Genomic DNA, 25,439 nt, shown 5'->3' on the forward strand with positions numbered 1-25,439 from the left:
AGGCGCGTGCACGAGGTGCAGGCTGTGCGTGGTGCGCGGCTCGGGTACGTGGGTCCGGCGGAGCCGGCCCGACCCTCCGGTCAGAAGACGCCGAGGGCGTCGCCGAGCGGTCCGCGGACGAAGTACAGGACGAAGAGCACCGCGGCGATCCACATGAGCGGGTGCACCTGGCGGACCTTGCCGACCGCGATGCGGATGACGACGAAGGTGATGAAGCCCGCGCCGATGCCCGCCGTGATCGAGAAGGTGAAGGGCATGACGACGATCGTGAGGAACGCCGGGATGGCGAGCTCCATGTTCTTCCAGTCGATGCCGGTCACCTGCATGACCATGAGGAAGCCGACGACCACGAGGGCCGGCGTGGCCGCCTCGGACGGCACCATCTCGACGAGCGGGGCGAAGAGGGTGGCGAGCAAGAACGCGACACCTGTGACGACGGAGGCAAGACCCGTGCGGGCACCGTCACCGACACCCGCGGCGGACTCGACGTACCCGGTGTTGGACGAGACACCACCGGCACCACCGGCGATCGCGGCGACCGAGTCGACGACGAGGATCTGGCGCGTCTTGGGGATGTTGCCGTCCTTGTCGACGAGGCCGGCCTCGGAGCCGACGGCGACCATCGTGCCCATGGTGTCGAAGAAGTCGGCGAGCAGGAGGGAGAAGACGAGCAGGATGACGGCGACAGCGCCGATCTTCTCGAAGGAGCCGAAGAGCGAGAACTGGCCGAGGAGCGAGAAGTCGGGCCAGTCGACCACGCTGTCCGGGAGCTGCGGGACGTTGAGCTTCCAGCCGTGGGAGTTCAGGACGCCGTCGGCGCCGACCATCCCGCCGACCTTGGCGACGGCCTCGATGACCACGGCGACGACCGTGGACGCGATGATCGAGATGAGGATGGCGCCCTTGACCTTGCGGACCATGAGCACGATCGCGGTGAGCACACCGAAGACGAAGACGAGCAGCGGCCACCCGGCGACAGAACCGGCGACACCGAGCTCGACGGGCGTGCCGGACCCCGGGCGCACGAAGCCGGCGTCGACCATGCCGACGAAGGCGATGAACAGGCCGATGCCGACGCTGATCGCGACCTTGAGCTCGGGCGGGACCGCGCGGAACACAGCCTCGCGGAAGCCTGTGAGGACGAGCAGCAGGATGATGATGCCCTCGAGCACCACGATGCCCATCGCGTCGGCCCAGGTCATCTCGGGCAGCGAGGCGATCGAGTACGCCACGACGGCGTTGAGGCCCATGCCCGCCGCGAGCGCGAGCGGGAAGTTCGCGACGAGGCCCATGATGATCGACAGGACACCGGCGATGAGTGCTGTCGCCGCCGCGATCATCGTGATGTTCGGCTCGTCGGTGCCGCCACCGAGGAGCTGGCCGGTGCCGTCCTGGACGTTGCCGAGGATGATCGGGTTGAGGACGATGATGTAGCTCATCGCGAAGAAGGTGACGAGGCCACCTCGGATCTCGGAGGTGAGCGAGGAGCCCCGCTCGGAGATCTTGAAGAATCGGTCGAGCGCGCCTGCGGGCGCGGCTGTGTCACGGGTTGTGCTGTTCGCCATGGGGACTAGTGTGCCCGACCGTCCGCCGCAGCCTCACCACGATCTCATCACACCCGCGACACACCCGGACCACCTAGGCTGAGGGCGTGCGCACCTTCTTCGACCTCTTCCTCCACCCGGAACGGCGCCGACCAGGCCCGCAGCCTCGTCAGGTCGACCTGCGTCGCGCAATCCTGGCGGGCATCGCGCTCTGGGCCGTGGCAGCTGCTGTGCTCGCCGTGGTGGGGCTCACGACAGACCTCTCGGTGCGGTCGAACCTCGTGGTCTGCGCCACGGGCGGGGGCCTCGGTCTGCTCGCCCTCGCGTGGGAGCAGAACAACCGCCGCCGCTACAGGGCCGTGGCCGAGACTGTCGACGTGGTCGACGGCACCGCAGCCCAGGACCGCACCCAGGACTGACCTGGTCCGGACGCGACCGGGGCAGTCAGCTGAGCCACCCTGCCGTCAGACGCGCCGGGGGCCGGCCTCGAGCAGCACGCGCAGCTCGTCCGCGAGCGCCTCGTCGGTCGGCCCGCTCCGCGCGACCGAGGCCACCACCCCGAGGAGGTCACCCGGGGTGTCGAGCCAGGCCCGTGGTGCGCGCTCGGAGACGAGCAGCCGCAGGAGGGCCTCGACCGCCCGGGCGTGCGGCGCCCAGTAGCCTCGCCCGGCAAAACCGTCGCAGGCGACGATCCCGACGCCTGAGGCCGTGGTGATCTCGACGTCGAAGGCCGCTCCCTCGGGGTACCACTCGATGCCGATGTTCCCGACGACGGCCGCGACGACGGTCGACAGGACCCCGGGGTAGCGCCACCGGGTGGTCGGGGCGTCGATCTCGAGGGCCGCGAGGTCACCCCACCGCACGAGGCCGCGCGGGACGCCGTCGTCGGCGTCGTCCTCGTCGGCGTCGTCCTCGTCGGCTCCGGCATCACCGTCTGAGGCGTCGTCACGGTCGCCGCGGTCGTCGTCGTCGAAGTGGTCGCCGTCGTCGAGGTCGTCGTCGTCGTCGTCGAGCTCGTCGTCAGAGTCGATGTCGTCGGCTGCAGCGCCCGCACCGGGCGAGGCGTAGAGCCCGTCCACGCTCAGCCGGACGTGGCGACCACCGGGGTCTCCGAGGCAGAGCATGCCGCCCCGGACATTCGCGAACGCCACCCGCACAGACCTGCTCCTCATCTCCTCGGACGCTGACCTGCTCACAGGGTCGTCGCCGCCCCCGCCATCTTGCCGCACGGGCAGGGCTCTCGCCCTGGGCACGCGGGTTCTCGCCCGAGGTGCGCCGAGCCACGCCCGGAGTTGGACGTTCTGTCTGCTCTGCGCCCTTCATGAGACCCTGGGGACCATGAGCCTGCGCATCATGACCGTCTACGGAACACGCCCCGAGGCGATCAAGGTCGCTCCTGTGATCGCCGCCGTCGAGGCTGACAAGAGGTTCGAGAACATCGTCGTCGTCACCGGTCAGCACCGCGAGATGCTCGACCAGGTGAACGAGATCTTCGGGATCGTCCCCGACGTCGACCTCGACGTCTTCGGCCACAAGCAGCCCCTCGCGGTCACCGCCGCGAAGATCCTCGCGGGTCTCGCTCCAGTGCTCGAGGAGCACCGGCCGGACGCCGTGGTCGTCCAGGGGGACACGACCACGTCGACCGCTGCGGCTCTCGCCGCCTTCTACGCGGGCATCCCCGTCGTCCACCTCGAGGCGGGGCTGCGCTCGGGTGACATCACGTCGCCGTTCCCCGAGGAGGCCAACCGGAAGATCACCTCGCAGATCGCCGCCCTGCACCTGGCGCCGACCTCGGAGAGCAGGGCGAACCTCGTCCGCGAGAGCGTCGACCCCGCCGCGATCGCCGTCACGGGGAACACGGTGATCGACGCCCTGCTGGCGACGGCGCGGAGCGAGCACCCCTTCACCGACGCTGCCCTCGAGTCTGCGGCGGCGTCTGGCCGGCCCATCCTGCTCGTCACGACGCACCGTCGCGAGAGCTGGGGTCCGGCGATGGAGGGGGTCGGCCGTGCGCTGCGCCGCATCGCCGACGCGCACCCCGAGTACCTCGTGGTGCTCCCCCTGCACCGCAACCCCGTGGTGCGCGACGCGGTCCTGCCGCCGTTGACAGGTGCGGAGAACGTCGTCGTGACGGAGCCTCTGGCCTACGGGGAGTTCACACGGCTGCTCGGTGCGTGCCGGATCGTGCTGACCGACTCGGGGGGCGTGCAGGAGGAGGCCCCGAGCCTCGGCAAGCCCGTGCTCGTCATGCGGGAGAACACCGAGCGTCCCGAGGCCGTCGCCGCCGGGACCGTGAAGCTCATCGGGACCGACGAAGACCGGATCGTCGCCGAGGTGGCCAGGCTCGTCACGGACGACGAGCACTTCGTGTCGATGTCGACGGCCGTCAACCCCTACGGTGACGGCGCGGCGAGCGGGCGGGCCGTCGCCGCGATCGCCCAGCTGCTCGGGGTCGGGAGCCGCCTGGACGACTTCGTCGCCTGACCGGCCGCTCCCGTGCACGGCTGAGCCCGCTCGACCTCGCGGCCGGGCGGGCTCAGCTGCGCTCGGTGGCTACTTGACCGTCGCCCCGAGGACACCGAGGGCGTCCTTGTTGGCCTCGATGTACTCGGCCGAGGTGTCCTGCGCGATCGCGGCCACGAGCGGGTCGAAGGCTGCGCGGTCGAGCAGCACGATCGACTGCCCGTCGGCGCTCCTGCCGGTCCCGGCGTCCGGGGCCGTGAGGAAGGTGATGTCGTTGGTCGCGAGGCCGTCGAGGCTCTCGGCGATCGCCCGCATCTCGTTGATGCCGAGGCTGTCGTCGACAGACACCGACCTGCTCACCACGGTGAGCAGGTTCGTGAGCCGCACAGGGTTCGAGATCAACCCGTCGTTCTTGGTCTTGGCGACCATCGCCCGGATCCAGTTCTGCTGGCGCTTGACCCTGTCGAAGTCACCACCGGGGAGACCGTAGCGCTGGCGCGTGTAGGCGAGTGCCTGCTCCCCGCTCAGGGTCTGCTTGCCAGCCGAGAACAAGAGCGTGTCGTGCTCGTAGACGTCCTCGGGGACGGTGATCTGCACACCACCGAGCGTGTCGGTCAGCTCGACGAAGGACGTGAAGTCGGCGACCACGAAGTTGTCGATGCGGATGCCGGTGAGGTCTTCGACGGTCTGGATGGCCAGGGTCGGCCCTCCGAAGGAGAAGGCTGCGTTGATCTTCGCCTCCCCGTGCCCCGGGACGGGGACCCAGGAGTCACGCGGGATCGACATGACGACGGCGCTCTTGCGGTCGGCCGGGAGGTGCACGACCATCAGCGCGTCGGTGCGCTGGCCGCCTTCCTCCCACGAGCTCGGGTCCCCTGCGGAGATCCGGCTGTCCGAGCCGAGCACGAGGATGTTGAGCGGGGTCGCCTCGGCACCCGGCTCGGTCGGGGCAGGGGTCGGCCGAGCGGCGGGGTCGAGGTCGTCGAAGGGGTCGGCGATCCGCTCGATGTTGTTGTTGACCCACGCGAGATAGCCGGCGACAGCACCGCCGCCGAGCACGACGAGACCGAGGAGCACCGAGAAGGCGATGATGACGGCACGACGCCCACCGGAGCGCCGTTCCTCGGGCTCCGCGTACGGGTCGTCGTCGTCCGTGCCGCGTCGAGACCGGCGTGCCGGTTCGGTCGTCATTCCCTCGAAGGGGTCCCCTGTGCTCACAGTCACTCATGGTACGGCCTCGGGCGGTTTGGCTCCGTTACCCGGAACACCGGGTTTATGATGGTGGCCGCACTCATCACACACACGATCTCCACGCGCGGAGCACGTGAGCGCACGGTACGCAGGACGACGACCACAGGAGGGGCGGGCGAGTGCGCATCTTGCTGGTCAGCCACCACTACGCACCGGAGAACAACGCTCCGCAGCGGCGATGGTCCGCCCTGGTGCCTCGCCTGCGGGATCTCGGGAACGAGGTCGTCGTGTTCGCCCCGCCGCCCCACTACCCCACAGGCACCCTCGACGACCCCCGAGGCGAGCACGCCGTCGGGTCGACGTCGAGGGGACAGCACGGTGAGACCGTCCACCGCGTGAGGTTCCGGGAGCACGGGCCAGGACTCAGGTCGCGGTCGGCTGACCAGGGCGTCGCCGCCCTCGACACCGTCTGGCGTGCGCTCGTCAGGCTGCGCCACCGCGCCGACAGGCCCGACGTCGTCGTCTCGACGGCCCCCGGTCTGCCCTCCCTCTTCGCAGGCTGGGTCCTCGCGCTCGTCTGGCGGGTCCCGCACGTGGTCGAGATGCGCGACGCCTGGCCCGACCTCATCCACGCGAGCGGTGTGCTGCACGACGGCCGACGGACCGTCTCACTCAAGCGCCGGGTGGCCACCCGTGCCGCCGACCGTGCTGTCACCTGGGTCCAGCGCCGGGCTGCCGCCGTGGTGACCACGACCGACGCCTTCGCCGAGGTGCTGCGGTCCCGCGGCATGCGACGGGTCGAGGTCGTCCGCAACGGTGCCCCTGTCGACGCCGTGCCGGCGCTCGAACGGCCTCGAGACGAAGGTGGGCTGCACGTCCTCTACGTCGGGACCGTCGGGCGGAGCCAAGGGCTCGAGACTGCCGTCGAGGCGGCCGCGGCAGCGCGCGCGCTCGGGATCGACGTGAGGCTGCGCATCGTCGGCGGCGGTGCCCTGCACTCCGAGCTGCAGGCTCTCGCCTCGACCCTCGGCGCACCGGTCGAGTTCGTCGGACGGGTCCTCGCCGGCAAGGTGCCCGAGCACTACGTGTGGGCCGACACCGTCCTGGTCTCCCTGCGCGACTGGCCTCCCTTCGCGTGGACCGTCCCGTCCAAGCTCTACGAGGCCCTCGCCGTCGGTCGGCACATCTCGGCCGCCGTCACCGGAGAGGCCGCGCACCTCGTCTCCGGGACGGGCGCCGGGACCGTCGTGCCGCCTGGCGACGTCGAGGCCCTCGTCACGCTGTGGGGCGAGCTGGCCGACGACAGGACGCTGCTGAGCACACCGTCGACAGGGCGCGAGTGGGCTCGCGCCAACGCCGGGTTCGCCGAGCTCGCCGCCAGCTACGACGCGCTGCTCCGTGAGGTGGTCCGGTGACGGGCCGTACCGCCGAGCTGGTCATCAACCTGCGGCTGACGGTGAGCACCGTGGCCGGGCACCTGCGGGAAGACCCGCTGCTGCTCGCGGTCCAGGTGAGCCGCAGGGCGCCGCGCCGCGTCACCCGTGCGGCAGGGACCGCGCTGACCCGCTCGGGCGAGCCGCTCACTCGCGCCACTGGAGCCTGGCTGCTCGGAGAGCTCGACGACGCCCGCGACCACCTGCGCCAGGCTGTGGGACTCCCCCGGTCCCGGGGCGGGCTCCTCCGAGCCGGTCAGGTGCGGCGCCGCTGGCTCGTCGAGCTCGCGGTCCAGCTCGGTGCCGCAGACGACCTTCCCGCAGAGCTGTTCGACGGTCTCCGTCAGAGCCGGGCACGGGCGCTGTGGCAGCGCGGCGACCTCAGCGGAGCTGTCACCACGCTCGACGCGGCGACGGGCGGCACGGCGTCACGCAGCCCAGGTGGGACCGGAGAGGCCGGTGAGGCCCAGAGCGCCGCTCGACAGGGCGTCGCTGCACGACGGGACTCCCCGCTCCGTGCGCGGCTCGCCTCCGAGGTGCGGATGATGAGCCCGGGCGTCGACCTCGTCGTCCCGAAGACCTCAGCCCCCGGCACCTCGCGCCGTGGAGAGACGTCCACGACGACGCCCGCTGGGATCTCCGTCCTGCACGTCCTCACCAACTCGCTGCCGCACACCCAGAGCGGGTACACCCACCGCAGCCACGCCGTGCTCCGCGCCCAGCAGGACGCCGGTCTGCGCGTCACCGCCGCCACCAGGCTCGGCTACCCCGTCACCGTCGGCACGATCGCTGCACGGCACACCGACACGATCGACGGGGTCGACTACCGCCGGCTGGTGCTGCCGTCCCCGGGCGCGACGGTCGAGGCCAGGCTGCGCCAGAGCGTCCAGATGCTGCTGCCCCTCGCCGAGGAGGTCGAGGCTCAGGTGCTGCACGCCACGACCAACTACACCAACGGCCTCGTCGCCCGGGCTGCAGCCCGTGAGCTCGGCGTCCCGTGGGTCTACGAGGTCCGGGGGCTGCTGGAGGAGACGTGGGTCGCGAGCCGACCCGCAGGTGCGCAGCAGGAGCACGCCGCCCAGAGCGAGAAGTACCGGATGCTGCGCGACCGCGAGACCGAGCTCGCCATGGCAGCCGACCACGTCTTCACGCTGAGCGAGACACTCCGCGACGAGCTCGTGGCCCGCGGGGTCGACCGCGACACGATCTCCCTCGTGCCGAACGCCGTCGACGCCGAGCTCCTCGAAGGGTCGCTCGACGTTGTCGACGCGCGGCAGCTCCTCGGGCTGCCGGCCGAGGGGTTCTGGGTCGGCACCGTGAGCAGCCTGGTCGACTACGAAGGCCTCGACACCCTGCTCGGGGCTGTCGCGCTGCTCCGGCAGCGCGGCGTGGACGCCCGGGCGCTGATCGTCGGCGACGGAGTCTCCCGAGGGGCGCTCGAGGCCGAGGCCAGACGCCTCGGGATCGACCGGGTTACGCTGTTCACCGGCCGGGTGCCACGTTCGCAGGCGCTCATGTACCACCAGGCCCTCGACGTGTTCGTCGTCCCACGACGCGACGTCAGGGTGTGCCGGCTGGTCACCCCACTGAAACCGATCGAGGCCATGGCGTACGGACGACCTGTAGTCGCGAGCGACCTGCCTGCGCTGCGCGAGATCGTCGGGGGGCCGGCGAGCGGGGTGCTGGTGAGGCCAGGAGATCCGGGAGACCTTGCGACCACGCTTGAGCTCATGCTGACGAACACTGAGACCGCCCGGACATGGGGATTGAACGGCAGAGCGTTCGCGATGTCGCGGACGTGGTCGTGCACCGCGGTCAGGTACCGCGACGCGATGCATGACGTGAGCCTGGAGAGGCCGAACTGATGGGGGGCGGCGTCTCACTCTCACCCTGCGAGCAAGCAAAGCAGGCGCGGGACAGGCCCGGTACCCAGACCTCTCGAATCCCTTCCCGGCGCGCCAACGTCACGAGCAAGGGCGCGGACGGCCATGCCAGAGCAGGCGCAAAGGCGAATGTGCGGTCGCCGCACCAAAGGACCAGTGCCGAGACCCGACGGGACGCACAGGGAGACCTGGAGTGAGCGGGAACCGTGAACCCATCGTCATTGACGCGTGGGACGAGCGAAATCTCCTACCAATTGGACACAGGCCTCCGATCTCGAAGTACCTTCGATCTCTGTGGCTCCGGAGGCACTTTATCCTGGAGGATTCACGCGCTCGGGTCTCCAGCTCGACCCGGAGCCTTCTGCTCGGAAACGCCTGGCTGGCAATCAGACCGCTTCTGGACGGCCTCGTCTATCTCGTCATTTTCGGCGGGCTGCTCGGCTCGGGAACCGGCGTGGAGAACTTCACCAGTTATCTCCTCATCGGGGTATTCATGTTTCAGTTCACCATCAGGAGCATGACGACCGGGGCTTCAGCAGTGGTGGCCAACAAGAACCTGCTCCGCTCTTTTGTCTTTCCGCGTGCCGCACTCCCGATATCGGCCGTGATTCGAGAGACGATCAACACCATTCCTGTCATTACCGTGATGATGATCCTGATCGTCGCCATCCCTCCCCACGCAGAGATCACGTGGCGCTGGGTTCTTTTTCCGATCGTCTTCGCACTCCAACTCATTCTTAACATGGGGATAGCGATGACCCTCGCACGAGCTGTCTCTCAGGTGCGCGACCTCACCAACCTCATCGGGTTTGGCGCTCGGGTTCTTCTCTACACCTCGGGTGTCTTCTACTCCCTCGAACACTTCGTCAGCCATCCGACCGTGCTCGCAGTTATGAGCGCCAATCCGCTCTACCAGATACTGGAGATCACCCGCCAAACACTTCTCTACGGCACCACCCCCGACCTGGAGTCTTGGGCGATCCTCGCAGCATGGGCGTTCACCGTGTTCGGCGCCGGCCTCATCTACTTCTGGAGAGGGGAGGAGCGCTATGGACGAGTTCAATAGCATCCTGGAAAACCGCATCACTGCTGTAGTCCGCGGACTGCACATGAGTTACAAGGCCCCGTCGTCCGACACTGCGTCGAGGGGAAGGGGCAGACGACGCGGCTGGGGCGCAGTTACCGGACGACCACCCACCGTAACCGTGCGAGCCCTGTCCGACGTATCATTCGCAGCGCAGCGGGGCGAGAGCATAGGGATCGTCGGAGCCAACGGATCCGGAAAGAGCACCTTGCTACGCCTGCTCGCGGGACTCGAAGTTCCCACGAGAGGTTCCATCCACGCCCGCTCCAATCCTGTGCTCCTCGGAGTCAGCGCCGCTCTACTCCCAGAGCTCTCAGGCTCCCAGAACGCCAGGCTCGGGTGCCTGGCGATGGGCCTCACTCCACAGGTCACTGACGACAGCCTAGAAGACATCTTCGACCTGGCCGACCTTGGAAACTCTATCCACCTGCCGATGCGCACCTACTCTTCTGGCATGGCGGCTCGACTGAGGTTCGCCATCGCGATCGCCGCGCGGCCGGAAATACTACTCATCGATGAAGCACTCGGGACTGGAGACGCTTCCTTCAGAGAAAGAAGCGACAAGAAGATCGCAGAGCTCAGGGCAACTGCCGGAACGGTATTTCTCGTCAGCCACGCGGCGCAGACGATCGAGGAGACTTGCACGCGAGCAATCTGGCTTCACCGCGGTCGGGTCGTGCTCGAGGGTGAAGCGACTGAGGTAGCGCAGACGTATCGCCTCTGGGCATGGCGAACCGCGCACGGAGATCAAGCCGGCGCAGACCGCATCCTCAAAGAGTGTCTCGTGGACCGCGTACGCTCGCTTGGCAGCCCACTCCCCGCTCTACAAGGTCCGGGGAGTCCACGGCACAAGCGGCCCCCTGGAACGTCGAGGAAGCCAGGCGATCGAATCACCCAAGCCCTTCTCCCGACCGTGACGGAGTGACCGTGGAACTCAATGATTACACTGCATACGGACTCCCAGTCTGGCACTGGGAGGATACTGACGCCCTCGAGGCCTCTGAGTCCCTCCGCGACGGAATCCATGTGGTTGGGATCGTCGGGGGTCCATCCGTGCACCTTCTCCTCAAAGGCCAACCGCTAGAGGGTAGGGCCGCGACGGTTCCGGTGTTCTTCTCCGCCGCGGTCGTCGCCAGGGACCAGAAGAAGGGCCCCTTCTTCTCAGGGCGCGCAATCACCAACCGCATGGCCATCCCATGGATCTCGCTGTCTGACCCAACACTTGACCTCGATGGCGGCATAGATCTCGGGTGGTATACCGGGAAAAGTGGAACTGGCACCCAGCCCGCTATAACACGCATTCTTCAGAACCTCGCATTTCGATCGGGCAGCGAGCTTGTGCTAGTCGGGGGATCTGGCGGCGGCTTCGCCGCGCTCCAGTACGCTGGAGCCCTCGGTAGCAGTGTCTCTGCTTTCGTGTGGAACCCACAGACCTCGATTCTCGCCTATGCACCGGAGACAGTAGCCAGGTATCTTGCAGCAGTTCTCGACGACACCGTAGCGGATGCCTTCCGGGCCGGGCAGCTTGACGAGGTCGCGTCAGCCCTCGCGAACGGGGGAATTGATACCTCATTGGGGGACGACCCGGATCGAGCTCCGCGTCGGGTGTTCTACCTCCAGAACGGAACCGACTGGCACCTTCGATCCCACGCGGTTCCGTACATCGAGTCGAACTCTCTGGAACATCGAGGACGTGGGTACTACACGAACGCGCATGGACACAGCCTCTTGATCAGTGACTTCGGCGTGGGTCACGCGACGCCTCCGGACGACATTATCGTCGCAGTCCTGGAGGCCCTGCTGAACCCAAGGTCTTCAACCAGGTCCATCTACAACAGTCTCTCCGACAGCGGCGTGCTACCTGTACCAGACTTCCGATCTCTGCCCCGCGACCTGAGACAGCAGAAAGATGACCTAGCCGAACAGCTGGTCCTCACCGTGACCACAACCCACCATGAGACAGCTGCTGTCGTAACCACTGGAGCCCTCCATCCCTCCGAGGGCGCCATGCGGGCTGTTTTCTCCTTCAGCGACTCGACCGGCGGAAGGCTCAACTCCACCTCGACGGCGCCACTTAGCGCCAAGACCCTACACGAGGCTTCTCACGTCACAGCGCAGATTATCGACGGGTTTGGTAAATACATCCTCACTCTCGACGGGAAACCTGCCGACGCCCTAGATTCACACAGTCCAGAATCAGAGCGGAGAGCAACCGAGAGAAAGCGGGTGTTCATATATGGCAGCTGTGTCTCGAGAGATGCCTTCGAGCTCACAGAGAAATTCGAGATCACGTCCTACGTCGCACGCTCGTCGGTCGGCAGCGCCTTCTCTGAGCCGATCACCTCCATGGTTGGTAGCGACCTCTCTGCCAACACAAGCGCCTTCCAGCGGAGAATGGTTACCGCAGACCTGGATAAGACGCTCGGAGACGACCTGCGAGCACATGACTTCGATGTTCTTCTTATTGACTTCATCGACGAGCGCCTCGCTGTCGCAGAACTCGACGGGGGCGTCGTCACCCTGTCACCTGAGTTGAGTCGCTGCGGAATCACTCCGGACCATGCTCGGCGTGTCGAGTCGGGCTCCGAAGATCACTTCTCACGGTTCGCTCAAGGATGGCGTCGCCTCACAGACCTGGTCGATCCTCGGAAGATCTTCGTCTCACGAGCATTCTGGGCAATCCTCGAAGACCCGGCCGAGGCACGCCGCGCTCGAGAGGCGAATGCATACCTCGAGCGGTTGTACGACCATGTGTCAGAGACACCTGGCCTAGTCTTCATCGACTACCCGGCGCAGCTTATTCGGGCTGATCCGGTGCACCGGTGGGGACCTTCGCCGTTTCACTTCGTGACAGAATTTTACGAGCACATGATCGAGGGTATTGCAACGGCGTCAGAGCCAGACAATCTCCCGAGCACCAGCCGCTCGTATAGCAAAGAACCACTGCTGGTCATCTCTGAGACAATGTTCTGCGATTATGAGATGGACGACACAGTTCTCGCAAAATTCGCAGAGCGCTTCATGGTGTCCCTGCACTCCATCGCCAACCTGCACATCCCCGAAGGCGTGGCCTACTTCTCTGTCATCTATGTATCCACAGACAAGGCGCGCTATTTCGAGCAGTTCAGCCATTTTATTGATCAGTTGCCGGAGAACCTTCAGAGTCGCTTCGTCTTCGTACGATACTCCCATCCCCTTGAAGGCTACGGCCTGAACAGAGGTTTTCATGCGGACGTGGAGAAGAATCCGAACAAGCATGCACCTAGACGAGACCGGCTTTTCTCGGAGGCGTTGAAATCGATCGAGCCCCGCCTCGGCATACAGCACACCCTCACGATCCGGATCGCGCTCGACGACGACGATGTCTGGCACTCCCGACACATCCACGAGGTCTGCCGAATCGCACGAGACGCGATCGCGCACTCCAAATCAGACGTGGTCGGCGTGGGGCTGCAAAACTGCAGTGTCGCGTATGTGACGGACACTGGAGTCGACGTGGACACCACGCGGATCAGTCGGGCGTTGACCGGCAACAAATTCTACGTCGCGACCCAGGCAGGGCTCGCACGGCTGACAGTTTGCAGCCCCTGGTCCTTGCCGGAGCGCTTCGACCTGAACACCGCAGAGCGATTCGAGAGGTCGGGCCTCCCTCTCCTGCTGACCGCTTCAAACTTCCCGACATGGACCTACATCAGGTGGGGAGACAACTTGTCGGTTGCGCACAAGGACGCCTACTACGAAGGCGAGGTCGGTCGTGAGCGGTACGAGTCGGTGGCGACCTTCTCCGCCAGCCTCCTCGAATCAGGAGGAGAGGCCGCCACGGGAACCACGGAATTCCACCTGCAACCTCGGAGCCTCGAGGTGGTGGCTCGACGGTCGAGCGAGGCTGTCATCGCAGTAGAGACGAACGCAGGAGATTTCGACGGCGAAGACCTGAGTCTGCGCCTCGAGGTTGTCGAAGATCAAGGTGTACAGCAGACCGTAACCACAGCCCCCGTCACAGAGATAGAGATCGAAGGTGCACCTACCTCGCCCGTGCTGATCAAGGGCGTGATGTACAGCGGAGGCGTCCCGCTGTCTGTCGGCATCACTCGGAGGAAGGTCTGAGGGCAGGCGAAACCGGTGTCACGCCAAGCCAGTCTCTCGTCCGACGGGCCGTAAGAGGAAGGATCGGCCATCACTCGCACGACCCGTCCAACCGAGGCTGCTCGATCGTCGTGCCTCAAGCTCGGCCTGATGCCTCCCAGCGTTGATGGACCCCACCTTGCTCGCTCCATCAAGCCCACGAGGGACACCCAAGGCTCCACTGGGAACCGAAGGTGACCCGTGGCACAGCCTTCCTGCGAGTGCCTGCGATCTACAGGTCTTTCGAGTCCAGGGGACCAGCCTCGAGGCTGCTGAGCCCCCGTACGAAGAGACTGAGCTCTTTCTGGATCACGAGAGTCGAGTCTGACTGTGCACGGACCCGCTCGGCAGCAGCGACAGACATGCGCTCGAACAACGAGGGGTCTTCGTAGAGAGCCTTGATACCTTGAGCCAGACCGGAAGCATCCTCCGAGTCCGCGAGGAAACCACTGGCCCCGTCCACAAATTCCGGGACGGCAGCCACACCGTTTGTGACGGGGACCAGGCCCGACGCCATCGCCTCGTCTCGAGACACCCCCTGCGCATCCATCCTGGTAGGAACCAGAAATACGCCAAAGTCAGAATGAAGCTCAGAGATCTCTGACTGGGTCAAGAAGCCGCGACGAGTCGTCACGTTATCAAAATCTCGCAGCGGCTCGAGCGTCGCGTCGAACAACAGCCCATCGCCGACAATAAGAAACTCCAGCTCGTTGAACCAGGGTTCCTTGGCGAGCTCAAGGATCGCGGCAACAGCGAGATCATTCGCATACTTCGCCGAAGCAAATGGTCGTATGCTCAGGATCTTCTTTCGCAGTTCGGGCGCCTTCTCCTCGAACGCAAAGATTGAGGTGTCGATCGGGTTGTGGATGATAGAGAAAGCCGATTTCTCAAGGATCACCCCCACATCGGCGGCGACCTCCTCAGCGAAGTGACGAGAGACGAAGACGAAGTGCACATTGTCAAGGTCGCTCTCAAAAACCTCTCGCCAGAACTCCATGCGAAGGACCGATTCCGCTTTAGCGTCCTCCAGCGCTTCATCAGTCGTGAAGTTGTATGATCTCCGCCACCAGGGCTGCACCTCAGCACCATGAATCCATATGCGGATCGCGACTCCGCTGCACCCCTTCAGCACTCCCCACATCCCCTCGTCCAGGAAGTGGACCAGCGCTGAGTCGTATTGCCCGTCACCTAGAAGTCTCTCGAGAGCCTCCAAAGATCCCGTGAAGACCCTGATGCCCTCGAATTCCTCATATCTCAGGGCCGCGTCCTTTCGCACCCGGAAGACGTCTGGCCGGTGCCCTGCGGCAGCGTAGGCCCGTGCGCGGCTGTGCACGAACCCGTTCCGGTAGAGATCTGTGTAAGAGGGATAATGGTTGGTCACAACGAGATGGCGTGAAGTTGCGATGAACACGGTCGGATCGGTGTCGAACGACTCGAGCCGGATCCGCCGGATCCGTGCGACTCCTGGCCCTTGGACCCGAAGGCCGATCTTGACTGCGACAGCCTTGTCCGGAATTGTGCTTGTAGCATTCTTCTGGGAGGTGGCAAAGAATGCGCCCAGTCGGCTGGCCTCTGAATCATGAAATATGAACACTACCTGGAGGTTCAACCCCGGCTCAGCATCAACATAGACCTCAGCGTCACCACTCGGCCAGAGACTGGAGATCGGTATCGAACCACGGGCATACAGATAGTCGTGCACGCCGTCTTCGAGCGTTGACTCGACTTCCCACTCGCCGCCCGGCGTGCTGTGCGTAACCGAGGGCCTTTCGACGCCGGCGAACCACGAGGCCAGCTGGGAGACAGTGATGTGATCGGCGTCACCTCTGTCCGCGGCAGGCGCAGTGATGTTCTCGGCAGCCTCCAGCACATGCTGCAGCGGCACACCAGAGTCGATCACGAGGTTCTCGACCAGACCGAGGTCATCTGGGAATGGTGAGATCGAAGACTCGAGGTAGCTAAATCTATCCATAGCCACTAGGCCCTGTCCCTCAAATCTCGACAGTTCTGGGTCGCTCACAAATTCAGAGAGAGTCCAGTCTCCGACGTACTCTAGCTTCGCCAAAGACCTCTTTCGTGACAAGTCGTCCGTGGGTCGATACTCCCGTCCGGGATCCACGATCACGGGGGACCCGCCCGGGCTCGACACGTAGTACGAGACCTTGCCAAAGGCATGACCTGACCCGAATTTGGTTCCCATCGAGAGGTCAAGCGCATAGGTCGGGCCATAGTAGTCATAGGCCGAGATCAGCCCGACCAACGGGACATCCACCAAATCGACGAGCCTCCGCGCACCGGAGGTGCCGTCGACCAGAACCACGCCGTTGTGTGTCGGGAGGAGATCGATCCGCCGGCTGACCACGTATTTCGAGACGGAGACACCGACCTGCCGGTCCATGCTTGCAATGAGCCGATCGTGCTCTTCGACAGAGTCCGCGACCCCGATGAGCGCGACCGACGGCTTGTCGTCCACGCCGCTAAACGCCCCACCCAGTTGCCGGAGGACATACCGAAGCCTGTGGGCGTAGGTGTGCTGCGTCATCACATTCCGGAGGCCCTCGAGCTTCGTCTTGTCACGGAGGACCGTGTCACCCATGAATCGCCGTACACGTTCGGCGATCTGCCGTCCAGAATCACTGACCACCACGATGTCTCCGAAGAAGAGCTCGACACCACGGGAGAAATTGCTGACCGTGATGGTGTTGCTGGCAAGCAGCTCGAAAACCCTCCGTGCGAACATGGACTGCGACTGCTTCACCGAGTTCATATTCAAGGCGTAGTGGTATCCCCTGTATGACCGCCATACCTCCGAAGGTGCCAATGTACCTACGATGCGCCCTCGATAGGAGTCCGGAAATGCGTAGTTCGGGTCGTCCGACTCGAAATTACGGTCGTAGATTTCGACCTCCAGGAGGCCGGAGAAGGAAGAGACGATCTCGTCCAGATCTCTTGTGCGCTCAGGGTAACGCTTATAATAGGCTCCCGCGAACGACATCGCTTCACGCCTCGGTGCCGCCTCGATCGGATTGTGTGAGAGGGGTTGGACCGCAAAGGGCAGGAGGTATACGCGTCCGTGTCCCAGCAGGGCCTTGTACCGTGCGATGCAGTCGATATCGGTCGTAAATACGGCGTCGAACACGGAGGCCACATTGAGAAATGTCGAGAAATGAACCGGGTCTTCCTTGTTCCAGAACACGGTTGGAACTGAGTGGTCCCGGCACCACTGGATAATCCCTCGCAGCTCGGCACCGTACTGGCTGACAGCGTTGTGCCACGTGCCCTCGTGGCCACGCCACGCAGACTCGACCAGGAGGAGCTCCGGCTGACTCTGTTCGATCTCTGCTCGCCAGTCGTCACGTGACAGATTGGTGAGACGGCAGTCTGGAGAGAAAGCTGCGGCGCTGAACTCGTCCAAGATCGCCGCGACACGTAGGTGCGGCAGGTCGGAGAACTGGTGACCTTCCCGAGGCCACCCGGCCGGAGCTTCCTCCTGCCTCGGGGTGGTCTTGTCTTCTCGGTTAGACGCCGACGGCTCGCGCACCTCGGCCGAAGTCTCGGCCGCGCCACCACCGATATGCGCGCCGTCGTTGACATCCACAGGCAATGATCGACCGCTCAGGACGAGCCTCGAGAGCCTGTACGGCAATGCGAAGAGGCGCAGAGGGGCTTGGCCCGCACGCCTGATCTCCTGGCCTGTCCGGTAGGTGAGACTCTGCCGGAGTCCGATGGCCTGCTTGCGAGCCTCCACCGTCTTCGCATGCTGCTGAACAAGTTCCAGACGCAGCTGGTCTCTCTCGCTCTGAGTCTCTCGCAGGACCGACTCGGCTCTCGCGAGGTCTTCAGCCAGCCCTCTCCGGGAGTCTTTCAGGGCTGCGTGTAGGTTCATCGCTTCGCGGTACTTGAGATTCGTCGAGTGCAGTGCGGTGCGCATCTCTCTCATGGCTCGTGCCTCAGCGAGAGAGTTCTGCGCGATCCACGAGGTTGGGGGCATCTCGTCACCGCCGGCTCGGTGGCTCGGGACAAAGAGCATGAGGTCGTCTGTGCTGTCGAGATGCCAGGGCGTGAGGTGGATCCCTCGGATCTGCTGTGCGACCTGGGTGTCGACCTGTCGATCGTCGAGCTGGAGAGTCACGTAGAGGTCGTCGTACAACTCTGACGGCAGAGCCTGGATGGTTTCGACCAACCAGGTCGCGTTGCCGCTGGCGACGACGAGAATTTTCTGGGGCGCAGTCGCGGAGCTGCTCCTCAGAGCACCGGCTGCCACGATGAGGTCCTCCAGCGACATGGTCTCCCCTGAGACATCGCTCCCCCTCCTGCCATCCCCCCTCCTAGGGCTCCGAGGTTCGACTCTCGACTCGTGCTCTGCATACCCGTCAGCCGACCCGGAGCTGACACAGCTGTCCGGAACTCTGTCGCTGCTCAGAGAGACGCATCCGACCTCCTCGGCGACAGCCCGCAGGGTCTGGTGGAGGTCCTCGGTGAGGTTGATCATGACACCGTCAGCGAGGATCTCCCGGAGTGTCTCCCTCAGATTCTCCGTGGATCGGACCGGAACGTACCGCGGCATCAGCCTGTCTCCCCGACCGCCTGGTTGGTCGTCCCTGGGTCCGGCGCTCGTCACTTCACTCACCGAAAGATGCCTCTCGTGTCTATCGTCGGTCTTCCTCGAAGGTCTTCACGAGAGAGGGTCTTGAACTCTGCATGGTCGACCAAGAGGAGGACGATGTCGGCCCGCTCCAGGGCGATGCTGAGTGGCGTGAGCCGCACTCCCTTCTCCGCGAGAGACTCGGGGATACGGGTGACGTGCGGATCAACTACCAGGATCTCTGCACTCACGATCTCAGATGCGATCGTCTCGACGATCTCGAGCGCGGGTGACTCTCGGATGTCATCGATGTCCGCTTTGAATGCTAGACCGAGTGCCGCGATCAGCGGCCTGGAGAAGCCCTTAGCCGCCTCCACGACTTTTGCCACCACCACCTCAGGCTTCGAGTCGTTCACCTCGCGCGCCGTCCGGATCAACCTCGCCTCCTCCGGCGCAGCGTCCACGATGAACCACGGGTCGACCGCGATGCAGTGCCCGCCCACGCCCGGTCCCGGCTGCAGGATGTTGACGCGGGGGTGGTGGTTGGCCAGCTCGATGAGCTCCCACACGTTCACCCCGACCTTGTCGGCGATGATCGACAGCTCGTTGGCGAAGGCGATGTTGACGTCCCGGAAGGAGTTCTCGACGAGCTTGGCCATCTCGGCGGTCTTCGCGTCGGTCAGCAGGATCTCGCCCTGGCAGAAGGTCTCGTAGAGCGACTTCGCTCGCTCGGCGGCCCGTGGTGTCACTCCCCCGACGATGCGGTCGTTCGTCACGAGCTCGATCATCACGCGCCCTGGCAGCACACGCTCCGGGCAGTGCGCGAAGAACAGCCCACCGTCGTCGTCCGTGTGCCGCAGGTCCGGTCGCAGCGCGAGGATGCGGTCGGCCATGTGCTGCGTTGCCCCGGGCGGCGACGTCGACTCGAGGATCACCAGCTCCCCGCCGACCAGCTGCGGCGCGATCGCGTCCGCTGCGGCCTCGATGTAGGAGAGGTCAGCGGCGTGGCCTTCCTTGAAGGGTGTCGGCACCGCGACGATGTAGGCGTCTGCCGCGGGTGTCTTCGTGCTGGCGGTGAGGTTCCCCTGGGTCACTGCCCCGGCCAGGTAGGTCCCGAGGTCGGGCTCGACGAAGGGCACCTCGCCGCGGTTCACGGCGTCGACGGTGCTCTGCCTGACGTCGACGCCGACGACGTCGATCCCCTTCGACGCGAGGATCGCGGCCGTGGGCAACCCGATGTAGCCGAGCCCGATGACGGCGACCGTCGTGATGTTCTCCATGCGATTCCCCTAGATCATGACGTGCTGGTCGGCACGTCCGTAGAACCTGACCTCGCCACCCGCGAGGACCTCGGCGTCGGAGACCGACCAGGTGTGGACCCCTGGCCCGGCCTTCCTCACCTGGACGAACCCGAACCTGTCGGAGGAGTAGATGCGCTCCCCTGCCGCGGCCACGTCGCTCAAGAACTGCGTGTCTTCCCCGCGCCCCACTGGGGCGAACCTGTGCGCCAGCGCGACCTCACGCGCGGCGACGATCGTCGGCCCCATGACGAAGTCGGTGTACCTGTGCTCGCGCTCCGCGAACCGCAGCACCGTCGCGCCAGAGGCCTCGAGGTGCATGTAGTGCGCCTGCTTGCCCACCACCCGGGCGCCGCTGTAGCCCATGGCGTACAGCTGGTCGGAGAGGTAGTGCTCGCCGTAGAGGTCGTCGTCGTCCATCTTGGCGACCACGTCGCCGTCGGCGGCGTCGACGAGCAGGTTGAGGCAGCTGCCCAGCGGTGTCGCCGCATCAGCGCTGAGGTGCACGACGTCGGCGAGCCCCAGGCCGGCGGCGAGCCGGCTGACAGCGTCTCGGTCGGCCTCGAAGCCGTGGGTGAGCAGCGCGAGCTGCACCTCGACGTCGCGCTGGGCGGCGACGGAACGGACGACGTGCTCGAGCTGGTGCGGCCGGTGGGTCGAGACCAGGGCTGTCACGGTCGGTCGTCGCCGGGTCCCGGGCTCACGCAGCCCAGCCGCGACGAGCACCTCGTCGGCGCGGTGGGCGTAGGTGTGCTGGGACCAGATGCGTCGCTGTGCGCGGTGCGTCGAGCGGTCGCGCAGCTCCGGGCTGCGCACGAGCGCACGCAGCACGTTCTCGGCCTCGTCGGGCTCGCTGACGGTGAAGACCTCGTCGGGCGGGAAGAACGTCTCGATCGCGGCGCTCGGGGTGGACACCACGGGAGTCCCGCAGGCGGTGATCTCGAAGATCCGCCGGGCGCACATGCTGGGCGACCCGACGACGGAGTTGACGTTGAGGAACACCTTGAAGTCGCGGTAGGCGGTGAGCATCTGGTCGTAGCGCAGCGAGCCGACCACGTGCTGGGCGAAGGGCTCGGGGAACTGGTAGTCGGGGTCTCCTCCGAGCTGTCGCGAGAAGATCTCGAGGCCTGAGGGCATCGTGTCCCCGGCGCGGACCGCGGCCCCGAGCAGGAGGTCCATCTGCTCGCGCCGCTCGGGGTACCTGTGCGCGAAGTACATCCCGGCGAAGGCGACGTCGCCTCGGGGCCCCTTCCCGTGGCTCCGGACGGGGTTGTGCACGCTCGTCTGCGCCGCGAAGCCGAGGACCCCGACCCTGTCGTGGCCGAGCTCGCGGCGGTAGTCCTCGACGCGGCCGACGTCGGTGGTGAGCACGTGGTCGAAGAGGCGTGCCGTGTCGAGGAAGTCCTCGAAGTGGGCTGGGTCTTCCTTGTTCCAGAAGACCGTCGGCACCCCGCGCTCACGGCACCGGGCGAGCATCTCGACGAGGGCTGGGCGCGGGGCTGTCGGCCCGGTGAGGTGGTAGCTCCACGCGCCGCCGTTGCCGGCCCACGCCGACTCGACGAAGACGAGGTCGAGCGCGTCCTCGTCGAGGGTGGTCTGCCAGCTCGAGGGCTTGAGCAGGACCTGGTGCCACTCGGGCTCGAAGGCGACCCTCGAGAAGTCGTCGAGCACCACCCCGACCCGGGGAGCCGACGGGTCCGTGACCCGTGGCGCGGGCACCCACGCCCTGTACTCGCCCGAGGCCGTGGTCGGCGAGGCGGTGCGGAGCCGGCGTCTCCTCGACGCCCTGAGCTGCGAGAGCCCGCCGTGGCGGAGGTGCCAGACGTCGCGCCTGAGGCGGTCGAAGGCCGAGCCGTTCACAGAGGGCTCCTCATCCTTCGCCTGGTCAGCAGGGGACACCACGGGCCACGGCGGTCGCCTACCGTGCCGGTCCGTCCGGCTTGTCCTCAGACCATACCAAATCTTCACCTTCTCACCGGACCTTCACCATCGGCCGGACAGCCCGGTGGGCGGGGTCAGGGTTGGTCGACGGCAGAGGACTGCCAGTGCTCGGCGACCGGTGCCGGACGGTCGCCCGAGGTCCGCTGGGACCGCCCCGGACGCACGAGAGACCCGAGGCAAGGCCTCGGGTCTCTCATGGTCCGCTCAGAGGTGGCCGCTGTCGTCAGACCACCAGCACCGAGAGGTTCCCCGGCCCGTAGCCGGAGACGTCGCACTCGAGGTCGAGGCGCGGCACGTAGGCCATCACCCAGCCTGCGACGTCGTTCGGCAGCGCAGCCTTGGGCGGGTGCACGGCGCTGAGCCGCAGGTGCGGGGCACCCTCGGCGTTGAACAGCGACGCCATGACGTTGAGGATCTCGCCGGCGTTCTCGAGCAGCACGTCGGTGAGTTCGCCGTCACCGACGGCGTTCTCGGAGACCTGCGACGGCATGAGGGCGATCGACGCACCCGCGCGGGCGGCGAGCGGCACGTCCATCACCACGAGGGCGCACAGCTGCATCTGGTCTGAGATGAACTCGGCGACCAGGGCCCCGGTCTCGCCGCCCGGGTCGACCATCGGCCCGCCGGTCGCGACCTCGAGCTCACGGCCCAGCAGCCCTTCGAGCAGCTCGCGCACCTCGAGGGCGCTGGGCAGCGGCGTCGCGCTCACGCGAGCACCGGGTCGATGACCTCGCGGAAGGACTCCGCGGTGAAGGGCTTCGCGATGAGGAACAGCGCGCCGGCGGCGGCTGCCTGGTCGCGCATCTCCTGCGACCCCTCGGAGGTGACGAAGCCGAACGGGATCATGCAGCCGGCCTGGCGGAGCGCCTGGAGCGCCTCGATGCCCGTGGCGTTGGGCATGTTCCAGTCCGAGAGGATGAGGTCGGGGTTCTCGGCGAGGGCCATGTCGTAGGCCTCCTGACCGTCGGTGGCCTCGATGATCTGCCAGTCGTACCCTGCCTGGCGCAGAGTACGGATCACGATCTGCCGCATCACGCGGCTGTCGTCGGCGACAAGGACGTACATAAGGGGGTTCCTCTCCTGCTTCTACTGGTGGTGCGGGGTCAGACCAGCGACCACAGCGACACGACGAGGACGTGGCCCCGCCAGTCGAGGGCGATGTCCTGCAAGAACTGCTGCTCGGGGAGCTCGGGGGCTGACTGTGCGACCGTCGGGAGCGAGAGCACCGCGGGTGCCGACAGCAGCGACTTGACGTTACCGCCCACGACGTTGGCGAGCTCACCGAAGGCGTCGGCGAGGTCTTCCTGGCCGACGGGCTCGGAGGCGTCCATCATCAGCAGGGCGCGGGTGAGCTCGTCGGCGGCCGGGCGCTCGGTGCGCACGATCGTGCGCACCCCGAGACCGAGCTCGGCGACGGTCATGTCGACCCACGCGCTGAGCGGCTCGACGGGGGCCGGCACGGGCTCGAGGCGCTCGGAGACGAGCACCTCGCCGCCACCGTCGATCATCGCGGCGAAGACGTCTTCGGTGATGGTCAGGATCTGCTCCCTGGCCACAGCCACAAGGTGGGCGATCATGCGTTCTCCTCTACGGGGAGCAGCCCGAGCAGCTCCAGCTTGTCCCGGAGAGCGTCCGGGGTGAACGGTTTGATGAGGTACTCGTGGGCCCCGGCCGCGAGAGCCCTGACGATCTGCCCGTGCTCGCTCTCGGTCGTGACCATCATGAGCGTGATGCCGCGCCAGGCGCGGTTCTCCCGGACCTTCGTGACGAAGGTGAGCCCGTCCATCACGGGCATGTTCCAGTCGATGCACGCGAGCTGGAACTCGTCGCCCACCTCGAGGGCGTCGAGGGCCTGCTGGCCGTCCCCGGCCTCGACGGTCTCGTAGCCGAGATCCTTGAGGGTCGAGGACACGATGCGCCGCATGGTCCGAGAGTCGTCGATCACGAGTGCTTTCATGCGGGTCTCCCTGAGTTCTGGTAGATCGAGCTGCGGCCGACCTGGACACGGGTCCAGGCGTCGTCGATGCCGACTGTGGTCTCTGCTGCCCCGAGGACGAGGAACCCTCCGGGGCGCATCTGCGGTCGCAGGCGTCGCAGGATGTCCCGCTTCACCTCGACGTCGAAGTAGATGAGCACGTTGCGCAGGAACACGATGTCGAAGGGTCCCCCTGCCGGCGGCGCGCTCAGCAGGTTGTGCTTGCTGAACCGCACCATCGACCTCACGTCGTCGGCGATCTGCCACTGCGCGCCCGACTTGGTGAAGTGCTTGACGAGATAGGTCACGGGCAGGCCGCGGTTCACCTCGAGCTGGGAGTACAGGCCGGACTTGGCCTTGTCGAGGACCTCGTTCGACAGGTCCGTCGCGGTGATCTCGGCCCGGCGGGTGCCGAGCCTCTCCCGCAGGACCATCGCGATCGAGTACGGCTCCTGGCCCGTCGAGCAGGCCGCCGACCAGATCCGCAGGGGCGCGGCCGGCAGCAGCCTGGACGTCACCTCCGGGAGGATGTGGTCGGTCAGCGACTGGAACGGCAGCGCGTCCCGGAACCAGCTCGTCTCGTTGGTCGTCAGCGCCTCGACGATCATCTCGGACTCGAGCTGGTCGGGGCGGGTGCGCTGGCTGCGCACGTACTCGTCGACCGACACGCCGCGCCTGCGTGCGAGCGGCAGCAGCCGGCTCTCGACGAGGTACTCCTTGCCGGGGGCGAGGTGGATCGCGCTGCGTGCGCGGACGAGGTCAGCGACGAAGGAGAAGCTCTCCGTGGTCAGGCTCACTCAGTTCACCTCCTGTGGTGCGGCGCTCGCCTGGACGAGGGCCGAGATGGTCTGCCCGATCTCGAGGATCGGGACGATGCGGTGTGCGTAGCCGGCCTGGGCGGTGACGCCCGGCATGCCCCACACGACAGAGGTCTTCTCGTCCTGCACGACGATGGTCCCGCCGGCCTCGGCGATGGCCCCCGAGCCGGCCTTGCCGTCAGCGCCCATCCCCGTGAGGATCACGCCGAGCAGGTCCGGGCCGATACGCTCGAGGACCGAGCGGAAGAGCACGTCGACCGACGGTCGGCAGAAGTTCACCGGCGGACCGTGCGTGATGCGCGCGCGCAGGTTGCCGGCCTTGCCGTCGACCTCGAGGTGGGTGTCGCCCGGTGCGATGTAGATGCCGCCGGGGACGAGCGCCTGGCCGTCCTCGGCCTCGACCACGGTCGACGGGCCGAGCCTGTCGAGACGGTTGGCCAGCTGACGGGTGAAGACCGCCGGCATGTGCTGCACCACGAGCATGGGGACCGGCAGCGGGACCGTGAGGCGCTCGACCACGCGGGAGAGCGCCTCGGGGCCACCTGTCGAGCAGCCGAGCACGACGGCCCGCACGGGGTGGCGGCGCGCACCCTGGCGGGGCGCTGCGGTGCGTGGTGCCGGCGGGGCACCGACGGCGGCCCGCGCCGGGACCCCGGCGGCACGCTGCGGTGCCTGCCGGGCTCCGGGCACCAGGGCACGGATCTTCGGGATCAGCTGGTCGGCGACGGCCTTGAGCGACTCGTTGATCGACCCGACGTTCGACGGCTTGGCCACGTAGTCCGACGCCCCGGCCGACAACGCGTCGAGGGTCGCTGTCGCGCCCCGCTCGGTCAGGGTCGAGAACATGATGATGGGCATCTGGTGGCCCCGCTTGCGGAGCTCGCGGACAGCCTCGACACCGTTGAGCTCGGGCATCTCGATGTCCATCGTCACGGCGTCGGGCCGCAGCTGCTCGACCTTGGCGAGCGCGAGCTTCCCGTTGGCGGCCGTCGAGATCACCTCGATGCCGGGGTCGCTCTCGAGGGCCTGGACGACGAGGCGGCGGATCACCACCGAGTCGTCGACCACGAGCACACGGATCGTCATGAGAGCACCTTGT

The 25,439-nt window shown here is 66.4% G+C and carries 19 protein-coding genes; 7 read left to right on the forward strand and 12 right to left on the reverse strand.

Features of this window, described 5'->3' with window-relative positions:
* Positions 1-80 precede the first annotated feature (80 nt).
* The gene (locus SANBI_RS15080; protein ID WP_319156444.1) at positions 81-1,565 is read right to left on the reverse strand and encodes an NCS2 family permease; all 1,485 of its coding nucleotides are present in this window, start codon (positions 1,563-1,565) and stop codon (positions 81-83) included.
* A gap of 86 nt (positions 1,566-1,651) precedes the next feature.
* Here SANBI_RS15080 and SANBI_RS15085 point away from each other — a divergent pair, with 86 nt between their 5' ends.
* Positions 1,652-1,963, forward strand: coding sequence for a DUF2530 domain-containing protein (locus SANBI_RS15085; protein ID WP_056128398.1), 312 nt, complete (start codon positions 1,652-1,654; stop codon positions 1,961-1,963).
* Between the two features lie 45 nt (positions 1,964-2,008).
* Here the strand turns inward: SANBI_RS15085 and SANBI_RS15090 are convergent, their stop codons facing one another.
* A complete protein-coding gene (locus SANBI_RS15090; RefSeq protein WP_319156447.1) occupies positions 2,009-2,695 on the reverse strand; it encodes a hypothetical protein in 687 nt (228 codons plus the stop codon).
* A 187-nt stretch (positions 2,696-2,882) separates the two neighbouring features.
* On the opposite strand from SANBI_RS15090, the gene wecB reads away from it, so the two are divergent.
* Entirely contained in the window at positions 2,883-4,028 is a 1,146-nt protein-coding gene (gene wecB, locus SANBI_RS15095) for a non-hydrolyzing UDP-N-acetylglucosamine 2-epimerase (RefSeq protein WP_319156450.1), read from the forward strand.
* A 69-nt stretch (positions 4,029-4,097) separates the two neighbouring features.
* Here the strand turns inward: wecB and SANBI_RS15100 are convergent, their stop codons facing one another.
* The gene (locus SANBI_RS15100; RefSeq protein ID WP_319156452.1) at positions 4,098-5,225 is read right to left on the reverse strand and encodes an LCP family protein; all 1,128 of its coding nucleotides are present in this window, start codon (positions 5,223-5,225) and stop codon (positions 4,098-4,100) included.
* Positions 5,226-5,377: 152 nt separating this feature from the next.
* On the opposite strand from SANBI_RS15100, the gene SANBI_RS15105 reads away from it, so the two are divergent.
* From SANBI_RS15105 to SANBI_RS15125, 5 genes are all read left to right on the forward strand, one after another.
* Positions 5,378-6,613, forward strand: coding sequence for a glycosyltransferase family 4 protein (locus SANBI_RS15105; protein ID WP_319156454.1), 1,236 nt, complete (start codon positions 5,378-5,380; stop codon positions 6,611-6,613).
* Positions 6,610-8,496 (forward strand): glycosyltransferase family 4 protein, encoded by a 1,887-nt coding sequence (locus SANBI_RS15110; RefSeq protein WP_319156456.1) that lies wholly within the window; start codon positions 6,610-6,612, stop codon positions 8,494-8,496. Before SANBI_RS15105 ends, SANBI_RS15110 begins: the two co-directional genes overlap by 4 nt.
* A 211-nt stretch (positions 8,497-8,707) precedes the next feature.
* Entirely contained in the window at positions 8,708-9,580 is an 873-nt protein-coding gene (locus SANBI_RS15115) for an ABC transporter permease (RefSeq protein ID WP_319156458.1), read from the forward strand.
* Positions 9,564-10,523, forward strand: coding sequence for an ABC transporter ATP-binding protein (locus SANBI_RS15120; protein ID WP_319156460.1), 960 nt, complete (start codon positions 9,564-9,566; stop codon positions 10,521-10,523). Before SANBI_RS15115 ends, SANBI_RS15120 begins: the two co-directional genes overlap by 17 nt.
* Entirely contained in the window at positions 10,520-13,705 is a 3,186-nt protein-coding gene (locus tag SANBI_RS15125; protein WP_319156462.1) for a DUF6270 domain-containing protein, read from the forward strand. The genes SANBI_RS15120 and SANBI_RS15125 overlap by 4 nt, the downstream gene beginning before the upstream one ends.
* A gap of 250 nt (positions 13,706-13,955) precedes the next feature.
* Here SANBI_RS15125 and SANBI_RS15130 read toward each other — a convergent pair whose 3' ends face one another.
* The 9 genes from SANBI_RS15130 to SANBI_RS15170 all read right to left on the reverse strand — a co-directional run bounded on the left by SANBI_RS15130 (position 13,956) and on the right by SANBI_RS15170 (position 25,426).
* Complete coding sequence (locus SANBI_RS15130) at positions 13,956-18,353, reverse strand: glycosyltransferase family protein (protein ID WP_319156464.1); 4,398 nt, start codon at positions 18,351-18,353, stop codon at positions 13,956-13,958.
* Positions 18,350-19,588, reverse strand: a complete 1,239-nt coding sequence (gene wecC, locus SANBI_RS15135; protein ID WP_319156466.1) for a UDP-N-acetyl-D-mannosamine dehydrogenase — start codon at positions 19,586-19,588, stop codon at positions 18,350-18,352. The genes SANBI_RS15130 and wecC overlap by 4 nt, the downstream gene beginning before the upstream one ends.
* Positions 19,589-19,597: 9 nt before the next feature.
* Positions 19,598-21,466, reverse strand: coding sequence for a glycosyltransferase family protein (locus tag SANBI_RS15140; protein WP_319156467.1), 1,869 nt, complete (start codon positions 21,464-21,466; stop codon positions 19,598-19,600).
* Positions 21,467-21,770: 304 nt separating this feature from the next.
* Complete coding sequence (locus SANBI_RS15145; RefSeq protein ID WP_319156469.1) at positions 21,771-22,256, reverse strand: hypothetical protein; 486 nt, start codon at positions 22,254-22,256, stop codon at positions 21,771-21,773.
* A complete protein-coding gene (locus SANBI_RS15150; protein WP_319156471.1) occupies positions 22,253-22,612 on the reverse strand; it encodes a response regulator in 360 nt (119 codons plus the stop codon). Before SANBI_RS15150 ends, SANBI_RS15145 begins: the two co-directional genes overlap by 4 nt.
* A 38-nt stretch (positions 22,613-22,650) precedes the next feature.
* The gene (locus SANBI_RS15155) at positions 22,651-23,124 is read right to left on the reverse strand and encodes a chemotaxis protein CheX (protein ID WP_319156473.1); all 474 of its coding nucleotides are present in this window, start codon (positions 23,122-23,124) and stop codon (positions 22,651-22,653) included.
* Complete coding sequence (locus SANBI_RS15160; protein ID WP_056128347.1) at positions 23,121-23,504, reverse strand: response regulator; 384 nt, start codon at positions 23,502-23,504, stop codon at positions 23,121-23,123. Before SANBI_RS15160 ends, SANBI_RS15155 begins: the two co-directional genes overlap by 4 nt.
* Positions 23,501-24,319 carry a CheR family methyltransferase gene (locus SANBI_RS15165; protein WP_056128343.1) on the reverse strand — a complete coding sequence of 273 codons (819 nt, stop codon included), beginning with the start codon at positions 24,317-24,319 and terminating at the stop codon, positions 23,501-23,503. The genes SANBI_RS15160 and SANBI_RS15165 overlap by 4 nt, the downstream gene beginning before the upstream one ends.
* The gene (locus SANBI_RS15170) at positions 24,320-25,426 is read right to left on the reverse strand and encodes a protein-glutamate methylesterase/protein-glutamine glutaminase (protein ID WP_319156477.1); all 1,107 of its coding nucleotides are present in this window, start codon (positions 25,424-25,426) and stop codon (positions 24,320-24,322) included.
* Positions 25,427-25,439 lie beyond the last annotated feature (13 nt).

The sequence above is a fragment of the Sanguibacter biliveldensis genome, assembly GCF_033798665.1.
In the GTDB taxonomy this organism is placed as follows: Bacteria; Actinomycetota; Actinomycetes; order Actinomycetales; family Cellulomonadaceae; genus Sanguibacter; species Sanguibacter inulinus.